This is a genomic window from Dactylosporangium vinaceum (assembly GCF_019904175.1).
In the GTDB taxonomy this organism is placed as follows: Bacteria; Actinomycetota; Actinomycetes; order Mycobacteriales; family Micromonosporaceae; genus Dactylosporangium; species Dactylosporangium vinaceum.
The window spans coordinates 8656083-8672069 of record NZ_CP061913.1 but is presented as its reverse complement, the minus strand read 5'-3'; the positions used below and the strand labels follow the sequence as shown (position 1 = coordinate 8672069).

The 15987-nt window shown below is 73.6% G+C and carries 17 protein-coding genes; 11 read left to right on the top strand and 6 right to left on the bottom strand.

Features of this window, described 5'->3' with window-relative positions; translation table 11 throughout:
- Nucleotides 1–6 precede the first annotated feature (6 nt).
- The 11 genes from Dvina_RS38815 to Dvina_RS38765 all read left to right on the top strand — a co-directional run bounded on the left by Dvina_RS38815 (nt 7) and on the right by Dvina_RS38765 (nt 11140).
- Nucleotides 7–1497, top strand: a complete 1491-nt coding sequence (locus tag Dvina_RS38815) for an aromatic amino acid ammonia-lyase (protein ID WP_223094768.1) — start codon at nt 7–9, stop codon at nt 1495–1497.
- Nucleotides 1498–1502: 5 nt separating this feature from the next.
- Nucleotides 1503–3044 carry an NAD(P)-binding domain-containing protein gene (locus Dvina_RS38810; RefSeq protein ID WP_223094766.1) on the top strand — a complete coding sequence of 514 codons (1542 nt, stop codon included), beginning with the start codon at nt 1503–1505 and terminating at the stop codon, nt 3042–3044.
- Complete coding sequence (locus Dvina_RS38805) at nt 3034–4059, top strand: alpha-hydroxy acid oxidase (protein ID WP_223094764.1); 1026 nt, start codon at nt 3034–3036, stop codon at nt 4057–4059. Before Dvina_RS38810 ends, Dvina_RS38805 begins: the two co-directional genes overlap by 11 nt.
- Nucleotides 4056–5387, top strand: coding sequence for a cytochrome P450 (locus Dvina_RS38800; protein ID WP_223094762.1), 1332 nt, complete (start codon nt 4056–4058; stop codon nt 5385–5387). The genes Dvina_RS38805 and Dvina_RS38800 overlap by 4 nt, the downstream gene beginning before the upstream one ends.
- Nucleotides 5384–6664, top strand: a complete 1281-nt coding sequence (locus tag Dvina_RS38795) for a cation:proton antiporter (protein ID WP_223094760.1) — start codon at nt 5384–5386, stop codon at nt 6662–6664. Before Dvina_RS38800 ends, Dvina_RS38795 begins: the two co-directional genes overlap by 4 nt.
- Nucleotides 6665–6682: 18 nt before the next feature.
- Nucleotides 6683–7354 carry a response regulator transcription factor gene (locus Dvina_RS38790; protein WP_246655599.1) on the top strand — a complete coding sequence of 224 codons (672 nt, stop codon included), beginning with the start codon at nt 6683–6685 and terminating at the stop codon, nt 7352–7354.
- Nucleotides 7351–8628, top strand: a complete 1278-nt coding sequence (locus tag Dvina_RS38785; protein ID WP_223094758.1) for a sensor histidine kinase — start codon at nt 7351–7353, stop codon at nt 8626–8628. The genes Dvina_RS38790 and Dvina_RS38785 overlap by 4 nt, the downstream gene beginning before the upstream one ends.
- 31 nt (nt 8629–8659) lie before the next feature.
- Nucleotides 8660–9343, top strand: a complete 684-nt coding sequence (locus tag Dvina_RS38780; RefSeq protein WP_223094756.1) for a GOLPH3/VPS74 family protein — start codon at nt 8660–8662, stop codon at nt 9341–9343.
- 94 nt (nt 9344–9437) lie between these two features.
- The gene (locus Dvina_RS38775; protein ID WP_223094754.1) at nt 9438–9599 is read left to right on the top strand and encodes a hypothetical protein; all 162 of its coding nucleotides are present in this window, start codon (nt 9438–9440) and stop codon (nt 9597–9599) included.
- Nucleotides 9600–9861: 262 nt separating this feature from the next.
- Entirely contained in the window at nt 9862–10857 is a 996-nt protein-coding gene (locus tag Dvina_RS38770; protein WP_223094752.1) for a hypothetical protein, read from the top strand.
- A 13-nt stretch (nt 10858–10870) separates the two neighbouring features.
- Nucleotides 10871–11140, top strand: coding sequence for a hypothetical protein (locus tag Dvina_RS38765; RefSeq protein WP_223094750.1), 270 nt, complete (start codon nt 10871–10873; stop codon nt 11138–11140).
- Here the strand turns inward: Dvina_RS38765 and Dvina_RS38760 are convergent.
- The 6 genes from Dvina_RS38760 to Dvina_RS38735 all read right to left on the bottom strand — a co-directional run bounded on the left by Dvina_RS38760 (nt 11111) and on the right by Dvina_RS38735 (nt 15917).
- On the bottom strand, nt 11111–13438 hold the full coding sequence (locus Dvina_RS38760; protein ID WP_223094748.1) for an FG-GAP-like repeat-containing protein: 2328 nt from the start codon (nt 13436–13438) through the stop codon (nt 11111–11113). The genes Dvina_RS38765 and Dvina_RS38760 overlap by 30 nt on opposite strands.
- Before the next feature lie 91 nt (nt 13439–13529).
- A complete protein-coding gene (locus Dvina_RS38755) occupies nt 13530–14060 on the bottom strand; it encodes a phage tail protein (protein ID WP_223094746.1) in 531 nt (176 codons plus the stop codon).
- A 10-nt stretch (nt 14061–14070) separates the two neighbouring features.
- Nucleotides 14071–14562 (bottom strand): phage tail protein, encoded by a 492-nt coding sequence (locus Dvina_RS38750; RefSeq protein WP_223094744.1) that lies wholly within the window; start codon nt 14560–14562, stop codon nt 14071–14073.
- A gap of 10 nt (nt 14563–14572) precedes the next feature.
- Nucleotides 14573–15094, bottom strand: a complete 522-nt coding sequence (locus tag Dvina_RS38745; RefSeq protein ID WP_223094742.1) for a phage tail protein — start codon at nt 15092–15094, stop codon at nt 14573–14575.
- The gene (locus Dvina_RS38740) at nt 15091–15570 is read right to left on the bottom strand and encodes a GNAT family N-acetyltransferase (RefSeq protein ID WP_223094740.1); all 480 of its coding nucleotides are present in this window, start codon (nt 15568–15570) and stop codon (nt 15091–15093) included. The genes Dvina_RS38745 and Dvina_RS38740 overlap by 4 nt, the downstream gene beginning before the upstream one ends.
- Nucleotides 15567–15917, bottom strand: a complete 351-nt coding sequence (locus Dvina_RS38735) for a DUF6916 family protein (protein WP_223094737.1) — start codon at nt 15915–15917, stop codon at nt 15567–15569. The genes Dvina_RS38740 and Dvina_RS38735 overlap by 4 nt, the downstream gene beginning before the upstream one ends.
- Between the last annotated feature and the right edge of the window lie 70 nt (nt 15918–15987).

The window sequence follows — 15987 nt, the reverse complement described above, 5'->3', positions numbered from 1 at the left end:
CCACCCATGAACCACGTTGCCACCGAGCCGGTCGACCTCGGGGCCCCGCTGCGGGTCGCCGACCTCCTCGCGGCCCGCGGACCGATCCGGGTCACGGCGGGCGAGGCGGTGCGGGAGCAGGTCGCGGCGGGGCGCATCTTCCTGGCCAAGGTGCTCGGCGACGACCGCGCGGTGTACGGCAGCACCACCGGCTTCGGCGCGCTCGTCGGCTACGCAGGCCGGGCCGACCTGCGCGACCAGGCCGACAACACCCTGGCCCACCTCGGCGCCGGGCACGGCCCCGACATCGACCCGGCGGTGGCCCGGGCGACGCTGCTGGTGCGGGCCTGGTCCCTCGCCCGGGGCGCCTCCGGGGTGTCGCCCCACGTCATCGACGCGCTCACGGCCGCGCTCGCGACGACGTTCGTCCCGGCCATGCCCCGCTACGGCTCGGTCGGGGCCAGCGGCGACCTGATCCCGCTCGGCGCGGCCGCCCAGGCGCTGCGGGGGCGCGGCCACGCGTACGTCGGCGGCGAGCGGCTCCCGGCGGCCGAGGCGCTGCGGCGGGCCGGGCTGGAGCCGCTGCCCCTCGACGGCCGCGACGCGCTCGCGCTCGTCAACGGCACCTCGCTCACCACCGCCGCGGCCGCGCTCGCGCTGGCCGCGACCCGCTCGGCCCACCGGGGCGTGCAGCGGCTCACCTGCCTGCTGGCCGACCTGCTCGGCAGCGACCCGCAGTTCCTCGACGCGCGGCTGCTCGGCGCCTACGGGCACCCGGGTGTCGTCGCCGTCGGCGCCGCGATGCGCGGGTTCGCCGCCGGCCTGACACCGTCCGGGCGGCGGCCGCTGCAGGAGCCCTACAGCCTGCGCTGCGCGCCGCAGCTGCTCGGCGCGGCCGAGGACGCGCTGCGCTACGTCGACGGCGTCGTGGCGGCCGACCTCGGCGCGGTAAGCGACAACCCGCTGTTCTTCCCGGCCGACGACGCCGTCGTGCACGGCGGCAACTTCTTCGGCCAGCCCGCCGCGTTCGCGGCCGACCTGCTGTCGATGGTCGTCGCCCAGGTCGGCAACCTGGCCGAGCGCCAGCTCGACCTGCTCGTCGACCCGCACCGCAACACCGGCCTGCCGCCGATGCTGGCGGCCGGCCCCGGCCAGCAGCACGGCCTGCAGGGGGTGCAGCTGGCCTCGACCGCGATCGTCGCCGAGATCCGCCGCGACGCCGTGCCGGCCAGCATGCAGAGCCTGCCGACCAACCTGCACAACCAGGACGTCGTGCCGCTTGGCACGCAGGCGGCGCTGCGGGCCCTGGACCAGGCCCGGCTGCTGCGGATCCTGGTCGGCTCGCTCGCGCTCGGCCTGCGCCAGGCGGCCCACGTCGGCGCCCGTACCCCGACCGCCCCGGCGAGCGCCGCGCTGCTGGACGCGCTCGGCGCCGCCATAGCCCCGATCGACCCGGACCGGCCGTTGGAGGACGACGTGCGGCGCGCCGCCGACGTCGTCGAGGAGTTCGAAAGGTGACAGTCGTGACGCTCGACTATCTGATCATCGGGGCCGGCCCGGCCGGGCTGCAGCTCGCCGCGCACCTGGAGCGCGACGGGCGGCGCGACTACCTCGTGCTGGAGGGCGCGGAGCGGCCCGGGGCGTTCTTCACCCGGTTTCCGCGGCACCGGACGCTGATCTCCATCAACAAGCCGCACACCGGGACCACGGACCCGGAGCTCAACCTGCGCGTCGACTGGAACTCGATCCTCAGCGACGACCCGGAGCTGCTCTTCACCCGCTACACCGAGCGGTACTTCCCCGCCGCCGACGTCATGCTGCAGTACCTGGCCGACTATGCCGAGCGCACGAAGGTGAAGGTCCGCTACAACGCCCGCGTGACCCGGGTCGCCCGGGCCGGCGAGACGTTCACGGTCGAGGCGGGCGGTGCGACGTTCAGCGCCAGGCGCGTCATCGTGGCGACCGGGGTGTCGAAGACCTACGAGCCGCCGATCGAGGGCTACGAGCTCGCCGACAACTACGCCGACATGTCGGTCGACCCGCGGGACTTCCTCGACAAGCGGGTGCTCATCATCGGCAAGGGCAACTCGGCGTTCGAGACCGCCGACGCGCTCATGGAGACGACGGCCGTCATCCACGTCGCCGGACCGAGCTCGGTGCGGATGGCCTGGCGCACGCATTACGTCGGGCACCTGCGGGCGGTGAACAACAACTTCCTGGACACGTACCAGCTGAAGTCCTCGAACGCGATCCTCGACGGCAACGTCAAGCGCATCGAGCGTGACGGCGAGCGCTTCAAGGTGACGTTCAGCTTCTCGCGGGCGAACGAGGTCGAGAAGGAGCTGTCCTACGACCGGGTGCTGGCCTGCACGGGCTTCCGCTTCGACGCGTCCATCTTCGACGAGACGGCCCGGCCCGCCCTGGTCATCAGGGACCGGTTCCCCGAGCAGACCTCGGCGTTCGAGTCGGTGAACGTGTCGGGCCTGTACTTCGCCGGCACCCTCACCCAGCAGCGCGACTTCAAGAAGTCGACGAGCGGGTTCATCCACGGCTTCCGCTACGGCGTGCGGGCGCTGCACCGGATCCTCGAGTCGCGCCACCACGACACGCCGTGGCCGGCGGCGACCCTCAAGGCCACGCCGGAGGCGATCACCGAGGCCATCATCGCGCGGATCAACCGCACGTCGGCGCTCTGGCAGCAGTTCGCGATCCTCGCCGACGTGGTGACGGTCGACGACGACCAGGTGGCCTACCTCGAGGAGGTGCCGGTCGACTACTTCCGGGACGGCCCCACCGTGCCCCTCGCGTTCGTCACGACGCTGGAATACGGCCCCGAGCACGACCAGGTCGACCCGTTCGACATCAGCGTGAGCCGGATCGCGCAGGACACGGTGGGGCAGGCGCACGACGCGGCCTACCTGCATCCCGTCGTGCGCGTGTATCGCGACGGCGAGGTTGTGGCGGTACACCATCTGGCCGAGAACCTCGAGAACGAGTGGAACCGGCAGGCCGTACACGTGCAGCCGCTCGTCGCGTTCATCGGGCGGCAGCTCGATGCTCGCTGAGCTGCGGGCCCGGGCCCGCGACGCGCTGGAGCCCGCGCACTGGGACTACTTCGAGGGCGGCGCGGGGGACGAGCGGACCCTGCGCGCCAACGAGGAGGCGTTCGCGCGGGTGCGGCTGGTGCCGCGGGTCCTGCGCGCCACCGGCCCGCGCGACCTGCGCACCACGCTGCTCGGCACCGAGCTGCGCGCGCCGATCCTGGTGGCGCCGACCGCGTTCCACCGCCTCGCCCACCGCGACGGCGAGCTCGCCACCGCCGCCGGCGCCGCGGCGGCCGGGGCCGGCTACGTGGTCAGCATGGCGGCGACCACGCCCGTCGAGGCGATCGCGGCGGTCGCCGGGCCCTGGTGGTTTCAGCTGTACCTCCAGCCCGATCGCGACTTCACGGCCGCCCTCGTGCGCCGCGTCGAGGCCGCGGGGTGCCGGGCGCTCGTGGTGAGCGTGGACTCGCCGGTGTTCGGCCGCCGCGAGCGCGACCACCGCAACGGCTTCCACGACCTCCCGGCCGGCCTGTGCTGCGAGAACCTGCGCGACGCGGCGGGCGCGGTGCGCGACATCGCGATGGACGCCGGGCTCGGCTGGGCCGCGATCGGCTGGCTGCGCGGGATCACCGGGCTGCCGATCGTGCTCAAGGGCGTGCTGCACCCGGCCGACGCCGAGCTCGCGGTGGAGCACGGCGTGTCCGGCCTGATCGTGTCCAACCACGGCGGCCGCCAGCTCGACGGCGCCGTCGCGACCGCCGACGCGCTGCCCGCCGTGGCCAAGGCCGTCGGCGGGCGGCTGCCGGTCCTGGTCGACGGCGGCGTGCGGCGCGGCGCCGACATCCTGGCCGCGCTCGCCCTCGGCGCCGACGCCGTGCTCGTCGGGCGGCCGGTCCTGTGGGGGCTCGCGGCCGGCGGGGCGGACGGCGTGCGGCTGGTCCTCGACTCGCTCGCCGAGGACCTCGACCGCGTCCTCGCCCTGGCCGGCGTCCGCACCCCCGCCGCTGTGCCGCCGGACCTGGTCGTGAGCCCATGACGTGGATCGCCGCCGCAGTCGCCGCCGTGGCGGTCTCGACGGTGCCGTGGTGGCTGCCGACGGTCGTCGTCGGCCTGCGCGAGTGGATCTTCCGGCGGGTCAACGGCGCCGAGGGCATCGCGATCCCGGGGCCGCTCGTCGGCGCCGAGCACTTCGAGCGGGTGTACGCCGACCCGGCCGCCGACGGACGCAGCCGCGGGGCCGGGCTCTCCGACCTGTTCTGGTACTGGCTCGCCCCCGGGCCGCAGATGCACCAGGAGCACCTCGAGCCGGGGGAGCGCTACCGCCTCGTCGCCCGCACCACCCGCCAGGTCCTCGCCGTCCCGCACGCCCGCTCCGACGATCTCGCCACCCGGGCCACCCGCCGCCGCCTCGACACGCTCCCGGCCGCCCGCACCAGCCACGTGCGGCTGCGCGACCTCATGATGCCGATCTGGGCCGAGGTCTACTACGAGCTGGTCTTCGCCGAGCGGCCGCCGCCGGGCGCCGTCGAGCTGATCGTCGCCAACGCCGACGACGTCGTCAGCGCCCTCAAGGCCACGGCGCTGCGCCACATGGACCGCCGCGACCGCCTCACCCGCTACCTGCGCGGCCGCGTCGAGGACGGCACCTGCCCGGTGGTGCTGCCGGCCGGGTTCAGCGCGCAGGAGACGGCGTGGTACCTCCAGGGAGCGTTCTTCAACACCGCCGTCGTGCAGATGTCCGAGGCGATGGCCCACATCCTGCTCAGTCTCGCCCAGCACCCGGGCGCGGTCCCGGACCCCGACGACGACGCGGCCCTGGACCGGGCGGTCGACGAGACCCTGCGCGTGCACCCGCTCTTCGGCATCGCCCACCGGATCACGTCGGCCCCGATCGTGGTCGACGACCGGGTGACGCTGCCGGCCGGCTCGGTGCTGCTGTTCAACTACCTGGCGTTCCAGCGCACCGGGCCCGCCGCCGACGACGCCTTCGACCCCGATCGCTGGCTGCGGGTGGCGCGGCGCGACGCGCACTTCATCCCCTACGGCATCGTCGCCAACCGGGCCTGTCCCGCCCGCGGCGCGGCCCCGGTCATGCTGCGGGCGGCGACGCGGGAGGTGCTGCGGCGCTACGCCCTGCGCTCGGCGGTCGCGCACACCCGCTCGCTGCCCAGCCGCGGCCCCGCCTATCTCACGCCCGCCGGTGCCCCGGTCCCGGGCCGGCTCCGCCTCGCCGCTCAGGCGCTGCGGGACCGGTGGGCCGGGGCCGGGCGGTCCGTCGTCCAGCTCGTCCTCGGCACCTACATGGTGTTCGACGCCCGGCGGGCCCGTCTGTGCTCCGCCTTCTTCGAGGAGGTACGCCCGTGAAACCCACCGAGCTCGCACCCGCCTTCTTCATCGCCGTCGCGGTCATCCTGATCTTCTCCAAGGGCGTGTCGTGGCTGCTGGGCCGGGTCGGCCAGCCGCCCGTCGTCAGCGAGATGCTGGCCGGCGTGCTGCTCGGGCCCTCGCTGCTGGGCCTGCTGCTGCCCGGCGCGGAGCACTGGCTCTTCCCGGCGCCGCTGCTGCCGGTGCTGTACGTCGTGGGGCAGATCGGCCTCGTGCTGTTCATGTTCCAGGCCGGGTACTCCTTCGCCGGCCACCGCCCGACCCGCCTGGCCGGGACTGCGGGCGCGGTCTCCGTCGCCGGCGTGAGCGCGCCGCTGGTGCTCGGCGCGCTGCTGGTGTACTGCACCGACGGCCTGGCCCCGGTGCGCAAGGCGGGCACCTCGGTCGCGATCACCGCCGTGTTCGTCGGCGTCGCCCTGGCGATCACCGCGTTCCCGATGCTGGCCCGGATCATCACCGAGCGCGGCCTCGACGGCACCCGGCACGGCTCGCTGTCCCTCGCGGCCGGCGCCCTCGACGACATGGCCGCCTGGATCATGCTCGCGGTCGTGCTCGCGTTCGCCTCCGGCAAGCCCGGCGGCGCGATCGTCACCGCGGGCGGCGCGGTCGTGTTCGTCGTGGTGCTGTGGCTCGGCGGCCGCTGGGTCGCGGGCACGCTCATGACGAGCGACCGGATCGGCGACCGGGGCCGGCTCCTGGGCACCGTGGCCCTGCTGTTCCTGGTCGCCTGGTACACCGACGTGATCGGCCTCTACGCGGTCTTCGGCGGCTTCGCGGCCGGCGTGGTCATGCCGCACACCGAGCGCACCGACCGGGTGGTCGCCACGCTGACGCCGATCGCCTCGATCGTGTTTCTTCCACTGTTTTTCACGTTTTCCGGCCTGCGCACCGAGTTCGGTCTGCTCAGTGATCCGGCCGTACTGCTGTTCGCGGTCGCCTGCGTGGTCGTCGCGATCGCCGGGAAGTTCGGCGCCTGCTGGGCCGCGGCCCGGGTGCGCGGTGAGCCGAACGTCGTGGCCCTGCGCGTCGGCACGCTGATGAACGCCCGCGGGCTCATGCAGCTCATCGCCCTCAACGTCGGCCTGGAGGCCGGGATCGTCGGCCCGGCGCTGTTCACCGTGCTGGTGCTCGTCGCGCTCGTCACCACGATCATGACGACCCCGGTCCTGACGTGGATCGATCGCCGGGAGACGAAGATCGTCGATTCCGCAAGCGTTCAACAAAGAGACATCGATCACTCTCCGGTCGCCCCATAAGAGTGCCATTGTCATGGTGTGCGTGAGGTGGAAGCCCCGCGGCTCCTGGTCGTCGAGGACGACGAGGAGCTCAGCGAGATGGTGACCGAGACGCTCGTCGACGAGGGGTACGTCGTCGACCGGGCGCCCGACGGCCAGCGGGGCCTGCACTTAGGGCTCACCCGGCAGTACGACGTCATGGTGATCGACCGCCTGCTGCCCGCCCTCGACGGCCTCGCCCTGGTCACGCGGCTGCGGTCGCGCGCGGTGCTCGCCCGCGCGCTCATGCTCACCGCGCTCGGCACCGTCGGCGACCGCATCGCCGGCCTCGACGCCGGCGCCGACGACTACCTGGTCAAGCCGTTCGACCTCGACGAGCTCTCGGCCCGCATCCGGGCCCTGGTCCGGCGCGTCCCCGGCCCCAGCGAGGTGCTGCGGGTCGGCGGCGGCCGGCTGGACCTGGTCGCCCGGGACGCGGTGCTGCCCGACGGCACCCGGGTCGCGCTGTCGGCCCGCGAGTTCGAGCTGCTGCGCGTCCTCGCGGGCCGGCCGAGCGCCGTGCACTCCCGCTCGCAGCTGCGCCGGCTGGTCTTCGACGAGGCCGCGGCGGCGTCCATTGTGGACACCTACGTGTACTATCTGCGCCGCAAGCTCGGCCGCTCGGTCGTGCGCACCGTCCACGGCCTCGGCTACCGGCTCGGGGCGCTGTGAGGACCCCGCTCGGGCCGGCGCCGGAGGCGGCACTCGTGCGCCGGGCCCGGCTGCGCCTCGGCGTCGGCGTCGGGCTGGTCATCACCGCGCTGCTGGCCCTGGCCGGCGGCATCTCCTACGCGGTGCTCGTCCGCGGCCAGGAGGCCCAGATCAGCAGCGAACTGGCCTGGGGTGCGGCCAACGGCACCGTGCCCGGCCCGCCCGCCTGCTCCTGGGTCTTCTACTTCGCCCACGGCTCCTTCCTGGGCTCGAACACGCCGCCGCCACCCGGCCTGCCGGTGTGGGAGGACGCCCGGCTCGTCGCCGCCGACGGCCGCCCCCACGACTCCCGCCTGACCCGCGACGGCACCCGCTACTACGTCCACACCGAGCGCCGCGGCGACACCGTCGTGCAGGTCGTGTTCGACGCCCGCTTCCAGCTCTCCGACCGGCGGCACCTGCTGTACGCCTTCACGCTCGCTGCCCTCGTCGGTCTCCTGGCCGCGGTCCTCACCGGGGTTCTCGTCGGCCGGCACGCGGTCTCCCCGCTCATCGAGGCCCTGGCCCGCCAGCGCCGCTTCGTCGCCGACGCCAGCCACGAACTGCGCACCCCGATCGCCCAGGTCCACACCCGGGCCCAGCTGCTGGCCCGCCGCGGCTCGCAGGAGCGCGACCTGGTCCGACTGGTCGCCTCCACCCGCCGCCTCGGCGAGATCGTCGACGAGCTGCTGCTCTCGGCCCGCCTGGCCGCCGACGCCCGGCCCGCGGTGGCGCCCGTCGACCTGGCCGCCCTGGCGACCGACGCCGTCGCCGCCGAGTCCGACCTGGCCGCCGAGGGCGGGCGGACGATCACCCTGACCGCGCCGGGCGGCCCGCTGCTCGTCGCCGGCATCGAGTCGGCGCTGCGCCGGGTGTTCAGCGAGCTGCTGGCCAACGCCCTGGTCCATCTGCCGCCCGGCGGCCTGATCGCGGTCACCGTCGCCCGCCGCGGCGACCTGGCCGAGGTCGTCGTCAGCGACACCGGCGCCGGCTTCGACCCGGCCGACGCCGACCGGATCTTCGACCGCTTCCACCGCGGCGCGGGTGCGGGGGAGCGCCGCCACGGCCTCGGCCTGGCCCTGGTGCAGGAGGTGGTGACCGGCCACGGCGGCACGATCACCGCCCGGAGCGGCCCCGGCTCCGGCGCCGAGTTTGCGTTCCGTATCCCCTTGCTTTCGATGAGTGATGATGTCCGGACGGTGCGGCCTCGCTGGCTTCGCCGCGCCGATCCCGCCCCAGCCGGACGGGGGACTTGACCAATGGCGGGCACGCGCTAACGTCCCCGACATGGGTTCAGTTGCGTTGGCCGAGGAATTGCTCCTGCTCGCCTACGAGAACGAGTCGGGGAAGGCCACCGGCTCGACCATCGGCCTCGACCTGGGCATGGCCGCGGCCGTGCTTGTCGAGCTGGCGCTGGCGGGGCGGATCGCGTACGTCGGGGGCACGCTCGTGGTGACCAAGGCCGACCCGACAGGTGAGCCGATCGAGGACGAGATCCTGGGCCGGATGGCCGCCGACACCCCGCACACCCCCGACTCCTGGCTCCAGCGCCTCCGCCACGGCCTGCGCGGCCGCGTCCTGGCCGACCTGTGTGCCCGCAACATCATCTGCGACGTCGACGAGACGACCGCCGACGGCTTCAACCACCTGCACCGGTACCCGACCGTTGACCCCTCCTACGAGGCAGACATCCGCGACCGGCTGAGCAAGGCGCTGATCGGCGACGACCAGCCCGACGAGCGCACCGCCGCCCTGGCGACGCTCGTGGCCGCGGTGCGCATGGAGCCGGCACTGGGCCTGCGCGGGGCCGAGGCCGCCGCCGCCCACGAGCAGCTGCGCAAGATCAGCGACCACGCGGGGTTCACCGGCGCGGTGAGCATGGAGGAGTCCTCGATCCGCCCGTCGGTCGCCCTGGTGGTCGCGGTGCTGGTCAAGGCCATCCAGACGGCTCTGGGCACGGCCCGGGCCTGACGCGCACCGCCCCGGCGCGCCCGATCCGCGGCCCGGGCGCGCGCCCTCGCTGTCCGTCAGTACAGGGCGGACAGCGACGGGCTGGGAGGCACGTGTGACATCGATCGAGCCGGATGCGCGCCGGAGGCTGCTGCGTCTGCTCTGCGACGAACTGCTCGCCGCCCGCGCCGCCGCGCTGGCCGCCGGGGCCGCCCCGGCCGACGTGCGGGCGATCGTCCGGGCCCGCCTGCACGCCCTGCGCCACGAGGAGCGCTGAGCCGTCCCTCCGGCGCGCCGGCTGTTTCGTATGGCGGACCGCCGGGCCTTTGCCATCGGCGCCCGTGAATTGCTCACGGAATTCGGCAGTGAATGGCCGCCCACGGCTGGCCGATCAGCCGGGCCGCCCGCCGAGCGGTGGAGTGCGAAAAGCCGATCGCCTCTGCTTGCCTTCCCGAGGTGGGATCTTTGCTCCCGCGGTCTTTCCCCTGCGCGGCCACTGGGGCACGCTGAGCGTCAAATTCCGCGGGAGGGAATGGCCGGTGACCGGTTCGGCGAATCTGGTGCGCGACCTGGCCCGCTCCGGCAATCTGGCGGTCCGGGCCAATGATATTGATGCACGCCAAAGGCTGCGGCTTACCGCCGGCGCCTATGACATCGTGTGGCCCGTCGTCTTCGAGCGGCACACCCGGGCCATGGAACTGCGGCGCAGCCACCCGGCCTGCGCGGCCTCGGTGCGCGGCCTGCGCCCGGAATGCCTGGACCGGTTCCAGGACGACGTCGAGGCCGTCCTCGACGATCTGCTGCACAACGCCAAGGTGCCGATCCGCAATCTGGAGGGGTGGATCGCCCGCCGGATCAACGCCGCCACCGTCGACGCCCACCGCCGCCGCCGGGGCGCCCGGGGTGCGCTGCAGCGGCCGCGGCTGCCGCAGTGGCTGGGCCGGGCCCTGGGCGGCGACCCGTGGCTCACCCGCCTCGCCGTCGAGCTGCTGACCTGGGTCGGCGTGCCCACGACGGCCGGGTCCGGGCTGTGGCCCCTCGGCGCCTGGGCCGAGCTGCGGCTGCGGGTCACGGGCGACCCGACGGCCGGTGAGTCGACGGTCGGCGCCGAGGTGGAGACCGTGCTGCGGGCGATGCGGCAGAGCGCGGTCTGGTACGCCAACTTCGTCGAACGGCCCCTCGGCCGGAAGGAGATCCCGGTGACTGCCGCGCATCGCCCGGCCGCCGGCGCAGACGACGGGACCCTGCTCCCGCCCGGCCGGCCCGACAGCGACGACGCCTACCTGCACGCCCTGGCCGACGCGGCGGTCCGCGCGATCGAGGGCCGCCTGGGCCGGGGCGAGGACCCCGCCGACGCCGTACGGAGCGTGGTCGGGCGGGTGTTCACAGGCGGGACGGGCACCGAGGAGCTCGACCGCGTCCCGGGCACCGCACCCGCCCCGGACGAGCGGGTGGCCGCGCTGCTGGCCGACCCGGCCGTCGTCGACCGCATCACCGGCACCGTCCTGGCCATCCTGGGCCCGCCCGCGGAGTAGCCTCGTTCGCGAGATGACGAACGAGCTGTCGCCGGAGCAGCGCGAACACCTGGCCCGGCTGATCGAGTCGGAACTCCGGGCACTCCGCGCCGCCGCTCTGGCCGCCGGAGCCACCCCGGAGTCGCTCACCGCCGCCCTGCGGGCCCGCCTGAGCGCGCTGCAGGCCGACACCGCCGAGCGCACCGCGCCCGAAGACGACGAGGCGGGCCCGGGCCACGATGGCCAGAGCCCGCCGACGTCAGGGGCCGGGTGCTCAGGTGAGCAGCTTGAACCCGGCCCATAGGCCGCCGGTCGCCCACATCGGGGCGCCGGTGCCGGTCAGTTTCCCGGCTCCGTTGCCGGTGTAGAGCTTGAGGTCGTTGTTGGCGTCGATCCCGGCGATGTCGGTGTTGCCGTCGTTGTCGAAGTCGCCGGCGACGATGTGCTTGAAGCCGGCCCAGAGGCCGCCGGTCGCCCACATCGGGGTGCCGGTGCCGGTCAGCTTGCCGGTGCCATCGCCGGTGTAGAGCTTCAGGTCGCTGTTGGCGTCGATCCCGGCGACGTCGACCTTGCCGTCGTTGTTGAAGTCGCCGGCGACGATGTACTTGAACCCGGCCCACAGCCCGCCGGTCGGCCACATGGCGGAGTCGTTGCCGGTGAGCTGGCCGGTGCCGTTGCCGGTGTAGAGCTTCAGGTCGCTGTTGGCGTCGATGCCCGCGATGTCGACGTAGCCGTCGCCGTTGAAGTCGCCGGCCTCGACGTGCTTGAAGCCGGTCCAGCTGCCGCCGCTCCACATGATGAAGAGATTGGGGTCCAGCATGCCGCTGCCGTCGCCGCGGTACAGGAACAGGCTGCCGCTGGTGTTGAAGACGGCGACGTCGGTCTTGCCGTCGTCGTTGAAGTCGGCGGCGACGATGTACTTGAAGCCGGCCGGTTGATAGCCGGCCGCCCACATCGCGGTGCCGGTGCCGGTCAGCTTCCCGGCGCCGTCGCCGGGGTACAGCTTCGCGTTGCTGCCGGCGTCGAGGCCGGCGATGTCGGTCCGGCCGTCACCGTTGAAGTCCACCTTCATCCGGGCCGCCGTCCACAGCTGGGTGTACGCGGAGGTGGTGCCGACGATCCCGTTGGCGTCGGTGACGGTGAGGCTCACGACGTGCTCGGACGGCTTCGCGTACTGGTGCGTGACGATCGGCGTCGCCTGGGTGACGGTCGTGCCGTCCTCGAAGTCGAAGGTGTACGACACGACAGGCGCCCAGCCGGGGACCGTCGCGGATGCGTCCGCCGTGATCGACAGCGTGTGCTGGTTCGCGGTGACGGCGAGCCGGGCGTCCGGGCCCTTGATGTACTCGGTGTTGCCCCGGTCGGCGTAGGTGACCGGGCCGGCGCCGGTGTCGGGCGTGGCCGGGTCGTCCTTGCGCGGACGGCCCTGGGTGTCGGTGCTCTGGTAGCCGGGCGCGGCCGAGTTGGCCGAGTCCAGGGCGCCGGCGTTTGTCGGGCACTCCCTGTCGTGGGCGGCCTGCCCGGACGCCGTGCGGAACGCGGCCAACCCCATCGGGGTGTTCCAGGCGTAGAGCGGCGAACTGCTCGAGTCGACGCAGTTGTAGTCGACCACCGTCGTGCCCGCGGCGCCGTCGTAGAGCCCGATCTGGGCCGCGTTCGTGATCGACGTGTCGCAGCCGGCGAGGGTGGGGCCGTTGGCGTCGGAGAAGTTGTTCTGCACCGACACTCCGGACGATGCGCCGGACACGCGGATGCCGCCGGCGCAGTTGTCGGTCACCGAGTTGTTGGTGATCGCCGTGCCGGTGGCGCCGGTGTTGACGATCCCGAGGCCGCGGCCGGAGTACACATAGTCGTTGGCGACGATGTTGTCGTGCGCGCCCGGCTCGAGGGCGATGCCGGCGACGGCGCCGCCGCCGACGGTGCTGTTGACGACCGTGTTGGCCGAGCCGGCGATGTCGACGACCTTGCTGCCCGCGGCGACGCCACTGCCGAGGATCGCCGATTTGACGAGCACCCCGCTCGTCGCGGCGTCCAGGCTCAGGCCGGTGGTCAGCTGGCCTCCGCCGACCCGGACGCCGAGCAGCGACGAGTCGGTGACGGCGGCCAGCCGGATGCCCACGACCGCCGCGGTGTTCGCGGCGGTCACCGAGACGGTCTGCAGGGTGATCCGGGTGGAGTTGCTCACGTCGACCCCGGGCCCGTTCGACACGTTGTACACCGTCAACCGGTTGACCACGATGTCGTGCTGGCCGGTGATGGTGATCCCGGCGGCGGCGCCGTTCAGCTGGGCCGGCCGGGAGTCGAGACGCTGCAGCGTGATGGGCTGGCCGGCCGTGCCGGACCTGGTGATCGTCACGTGCTCGCTGTAGGTGCCGGTCACGTTGACCGTCTGGCCGGGGACCACCGCGGCCATGGCGGCGCCGATCGTGCAGTACGGCTGGGTGAGCGTGCCGGTGCCGCTGTCGGCGCAGTTCGACCCGCTGGTGTTGTTGACGTAGAGGGGGCCCGGGGTGTCGGCGAAGGCCGTCCCGGCCCCCGCGACCAGGACCGCGCCGGCGGTCACGATCACGATCGCGGCGCCGGTGCGGAGGTGTCTGCTCACGCTGTTCCTTTTGGAGCACGAAGGGTGGTCGATCTCAGGGCGGCTCATTGTCGCGTGAGCCCAACCCGTGCATCAACCCCGTTCGGGCTCCCTAAGGACGGGTCGGGAAGACGCCGGTCAAGGCGATGATGAACGTCAGTGTCAGGTACGGCGCCAGGTTGTCGTGCGGCTGGGAGGCGCCGGTGACGGTCAGGGCGTTCGCGGCCATCGCGGTGCTGTCCGGGGCGGTCGCGTAGTGCCTGTCCCTGACCCGGCCCAGGGCGGCCTCGGCCCAGGTGGCCGCGGCGGGGCTGTTGCGGTCGCCGCGGACCGGGGCGGCCTGGGCGATGTGGGTGTGCTGCGGCATCTCGGTCGCGAGGAGGGTGACGGTCTCGGCGCCGCCGGTCTCGCCCTGGACGTACTGGCTCAGGCCGGGGGCCTGGCCGGTGCCGAGCGGGGCGGCGCCCTGCAGGTCGGGCAGGGCGAAGGTGGTGGTGCCGTTGCCGCCGTACACGGTGCCGAGCAGCGAGAAGAGGGCGGTGTTCTGCGGGATCGGCAGGAGCTGTCCGTTGCACAGCGCCCAGCCGGTCGGGGCGAAGGTGCCCGCGAACATCCGGATCTCGCCGAGGAACTGGTCCGACATCGCTGGCTCCTCAGGGGCGGGACGGGAAGATGCCGGTGATGGCGATCACGAAGTTGAGGACCAGGTAGGGCGCCATGTTGTCGTGGGGCTGGCCGCCGCCGGTGGCGGCCACGCACGCCGCGGCGAGGCTGGTATCGGGGGACGCCGCGTAGCCGCCCGGCAGCGGGGCCCACACACCGCCACCCGGGGAGTTCTGGGTGCCCGTCGCGGCCGCTCGCGGTACATGGGCATGGGCCGGCATCTGCGTGGAGGTGAGGGTGACCGTCTCGGTGCCGCCGGGCTGACCGGCCACATAGGACCGTCCGGCGTGGACGGGCCGGCGGCCGCGCAGGTCGGGCAGGGCGAAGGTGGTCGAGCCGTTGCCGCCGTACGCGGTGCCGAGGAGGGCGAACAGCGCCTGGTTCTGGGCGATCGGCAGGAGCTGGCCGTTGCACAGCGCCCAGCCGTTCGGCGCGAAGTTCGAGGCGAGCATCCGGATCTCGCCCAGGTACTGATCTCCCATGCGGGCGCTCCTAAGCCGATGGCGACGGGAAGATCCCGTTCAGCGACAGGATGAACCGGATCGCCTGGTAGGGCGGGCGGTTCTCGTGCGGCTGCCCGGCACCGGCGGGCGTGAGCGCGGAGCCGTGCATCGGCACCCGGCTCACCGGGGCGGCCGCGTACGGCGTGTCGGGCATCGTGGCCCAGTAGCCGCCGGCCGGGCTGTCGGCGGTGCCGGACGCGGCCGCGGCGGCCGGCTGGTGGCCGTGGGCCGGCAGGGCGGACACGGTGAGCGTGACGGTCTCGGCGCCGCCGGACTCCCCGATGGTCCGGGCACTGAGGCCGGGTCCGGCGCCCATGTGCATCGGCGTGCGGCCGCGCAGGTCGGGCACGCCGAACGTGCTCTGCCCGTCGCCGCCGTAGGCGGTGCCGAGCAGGCTGAACAGTGCCTCGTTGCCGGAGATGGGCAGGAGCCGGCCGTTGCAGTCGACCCATCCGGCGGGCGCGAAGGTGCCCGCGAACATTCGGATCTCGCCGATGTAGGGGTTGCTCATGACGCCACCGCGAGAGGTTCCCAGCGCAGCGCGACCCGCTGGCCGTCGACCCGGCCGCCGTCGAAGCCGAGCCGGCGGTACAGTCGCAGCGCCGGGCTGTCAGGCAGCGCCCGCAGCTCGATCGGCACACCCGTCGTGGCCGCCTCGGCCTGCAGCCCGCGCAGCAGTGCCGTGCCGATGCCGGCGCCCCGGGCCGCGGCCAGCAGCGCGATGTCGAGCACCGTGAACGCCCACGGGCCGCGGTTGACGTAGAACCGGCCGATCGGTGACCCGTCCAGGGAGACGATCCAGTCGATCGCCTGCGGCCAGCCGGTCCGGAAGTGCCGCCGCTGGGCCTCGAACTGCATCGCCAGGAACGCCGCCACCCGCTGCGGGGGCCAGCCGAACGCGGCGACCTCGGCGTCGCGGCCCGCGGCGAACACGGTCCGCAGGAAGTCCGCGTCCGCGGCCTCGGCCGCGCGCAGGACGGGCGTCACCGGCCGCTGCGGTTCACGACCGCCTCGAGCCGGCCCCCGTCCGGCCCGACCGGCGCGATGAACAGCTCAACCGGCGGAAGATCCGGATGGTGTACCCGGAAGAGCCCCTCGCCCACGCCCGCACTCGCCGCGAAGCCCAGCGTGAACGCGTGCTCAGTGCCCGCGACGTCCCGCAGCGTCACCGCGTGCCGGGCCTTCGAGCCGTCAAGCGCCTCGAGCTCGAACCCGGCGCCGGTCAGCGGCGCGAACCGGGCCCGGCTCAGCAGCGGGCGGCTGGCCTGGGCGACGAGCGCGATCCCGGCGGCCGCACTGACCCCGGCGACGAGCGTCTCTCGACGGGAAACCATCGCACACCCCCTCATATCTACCCAGCGTGATCAGATTAGCACTTTATGTCACCAAATCAGCTAGATTTCC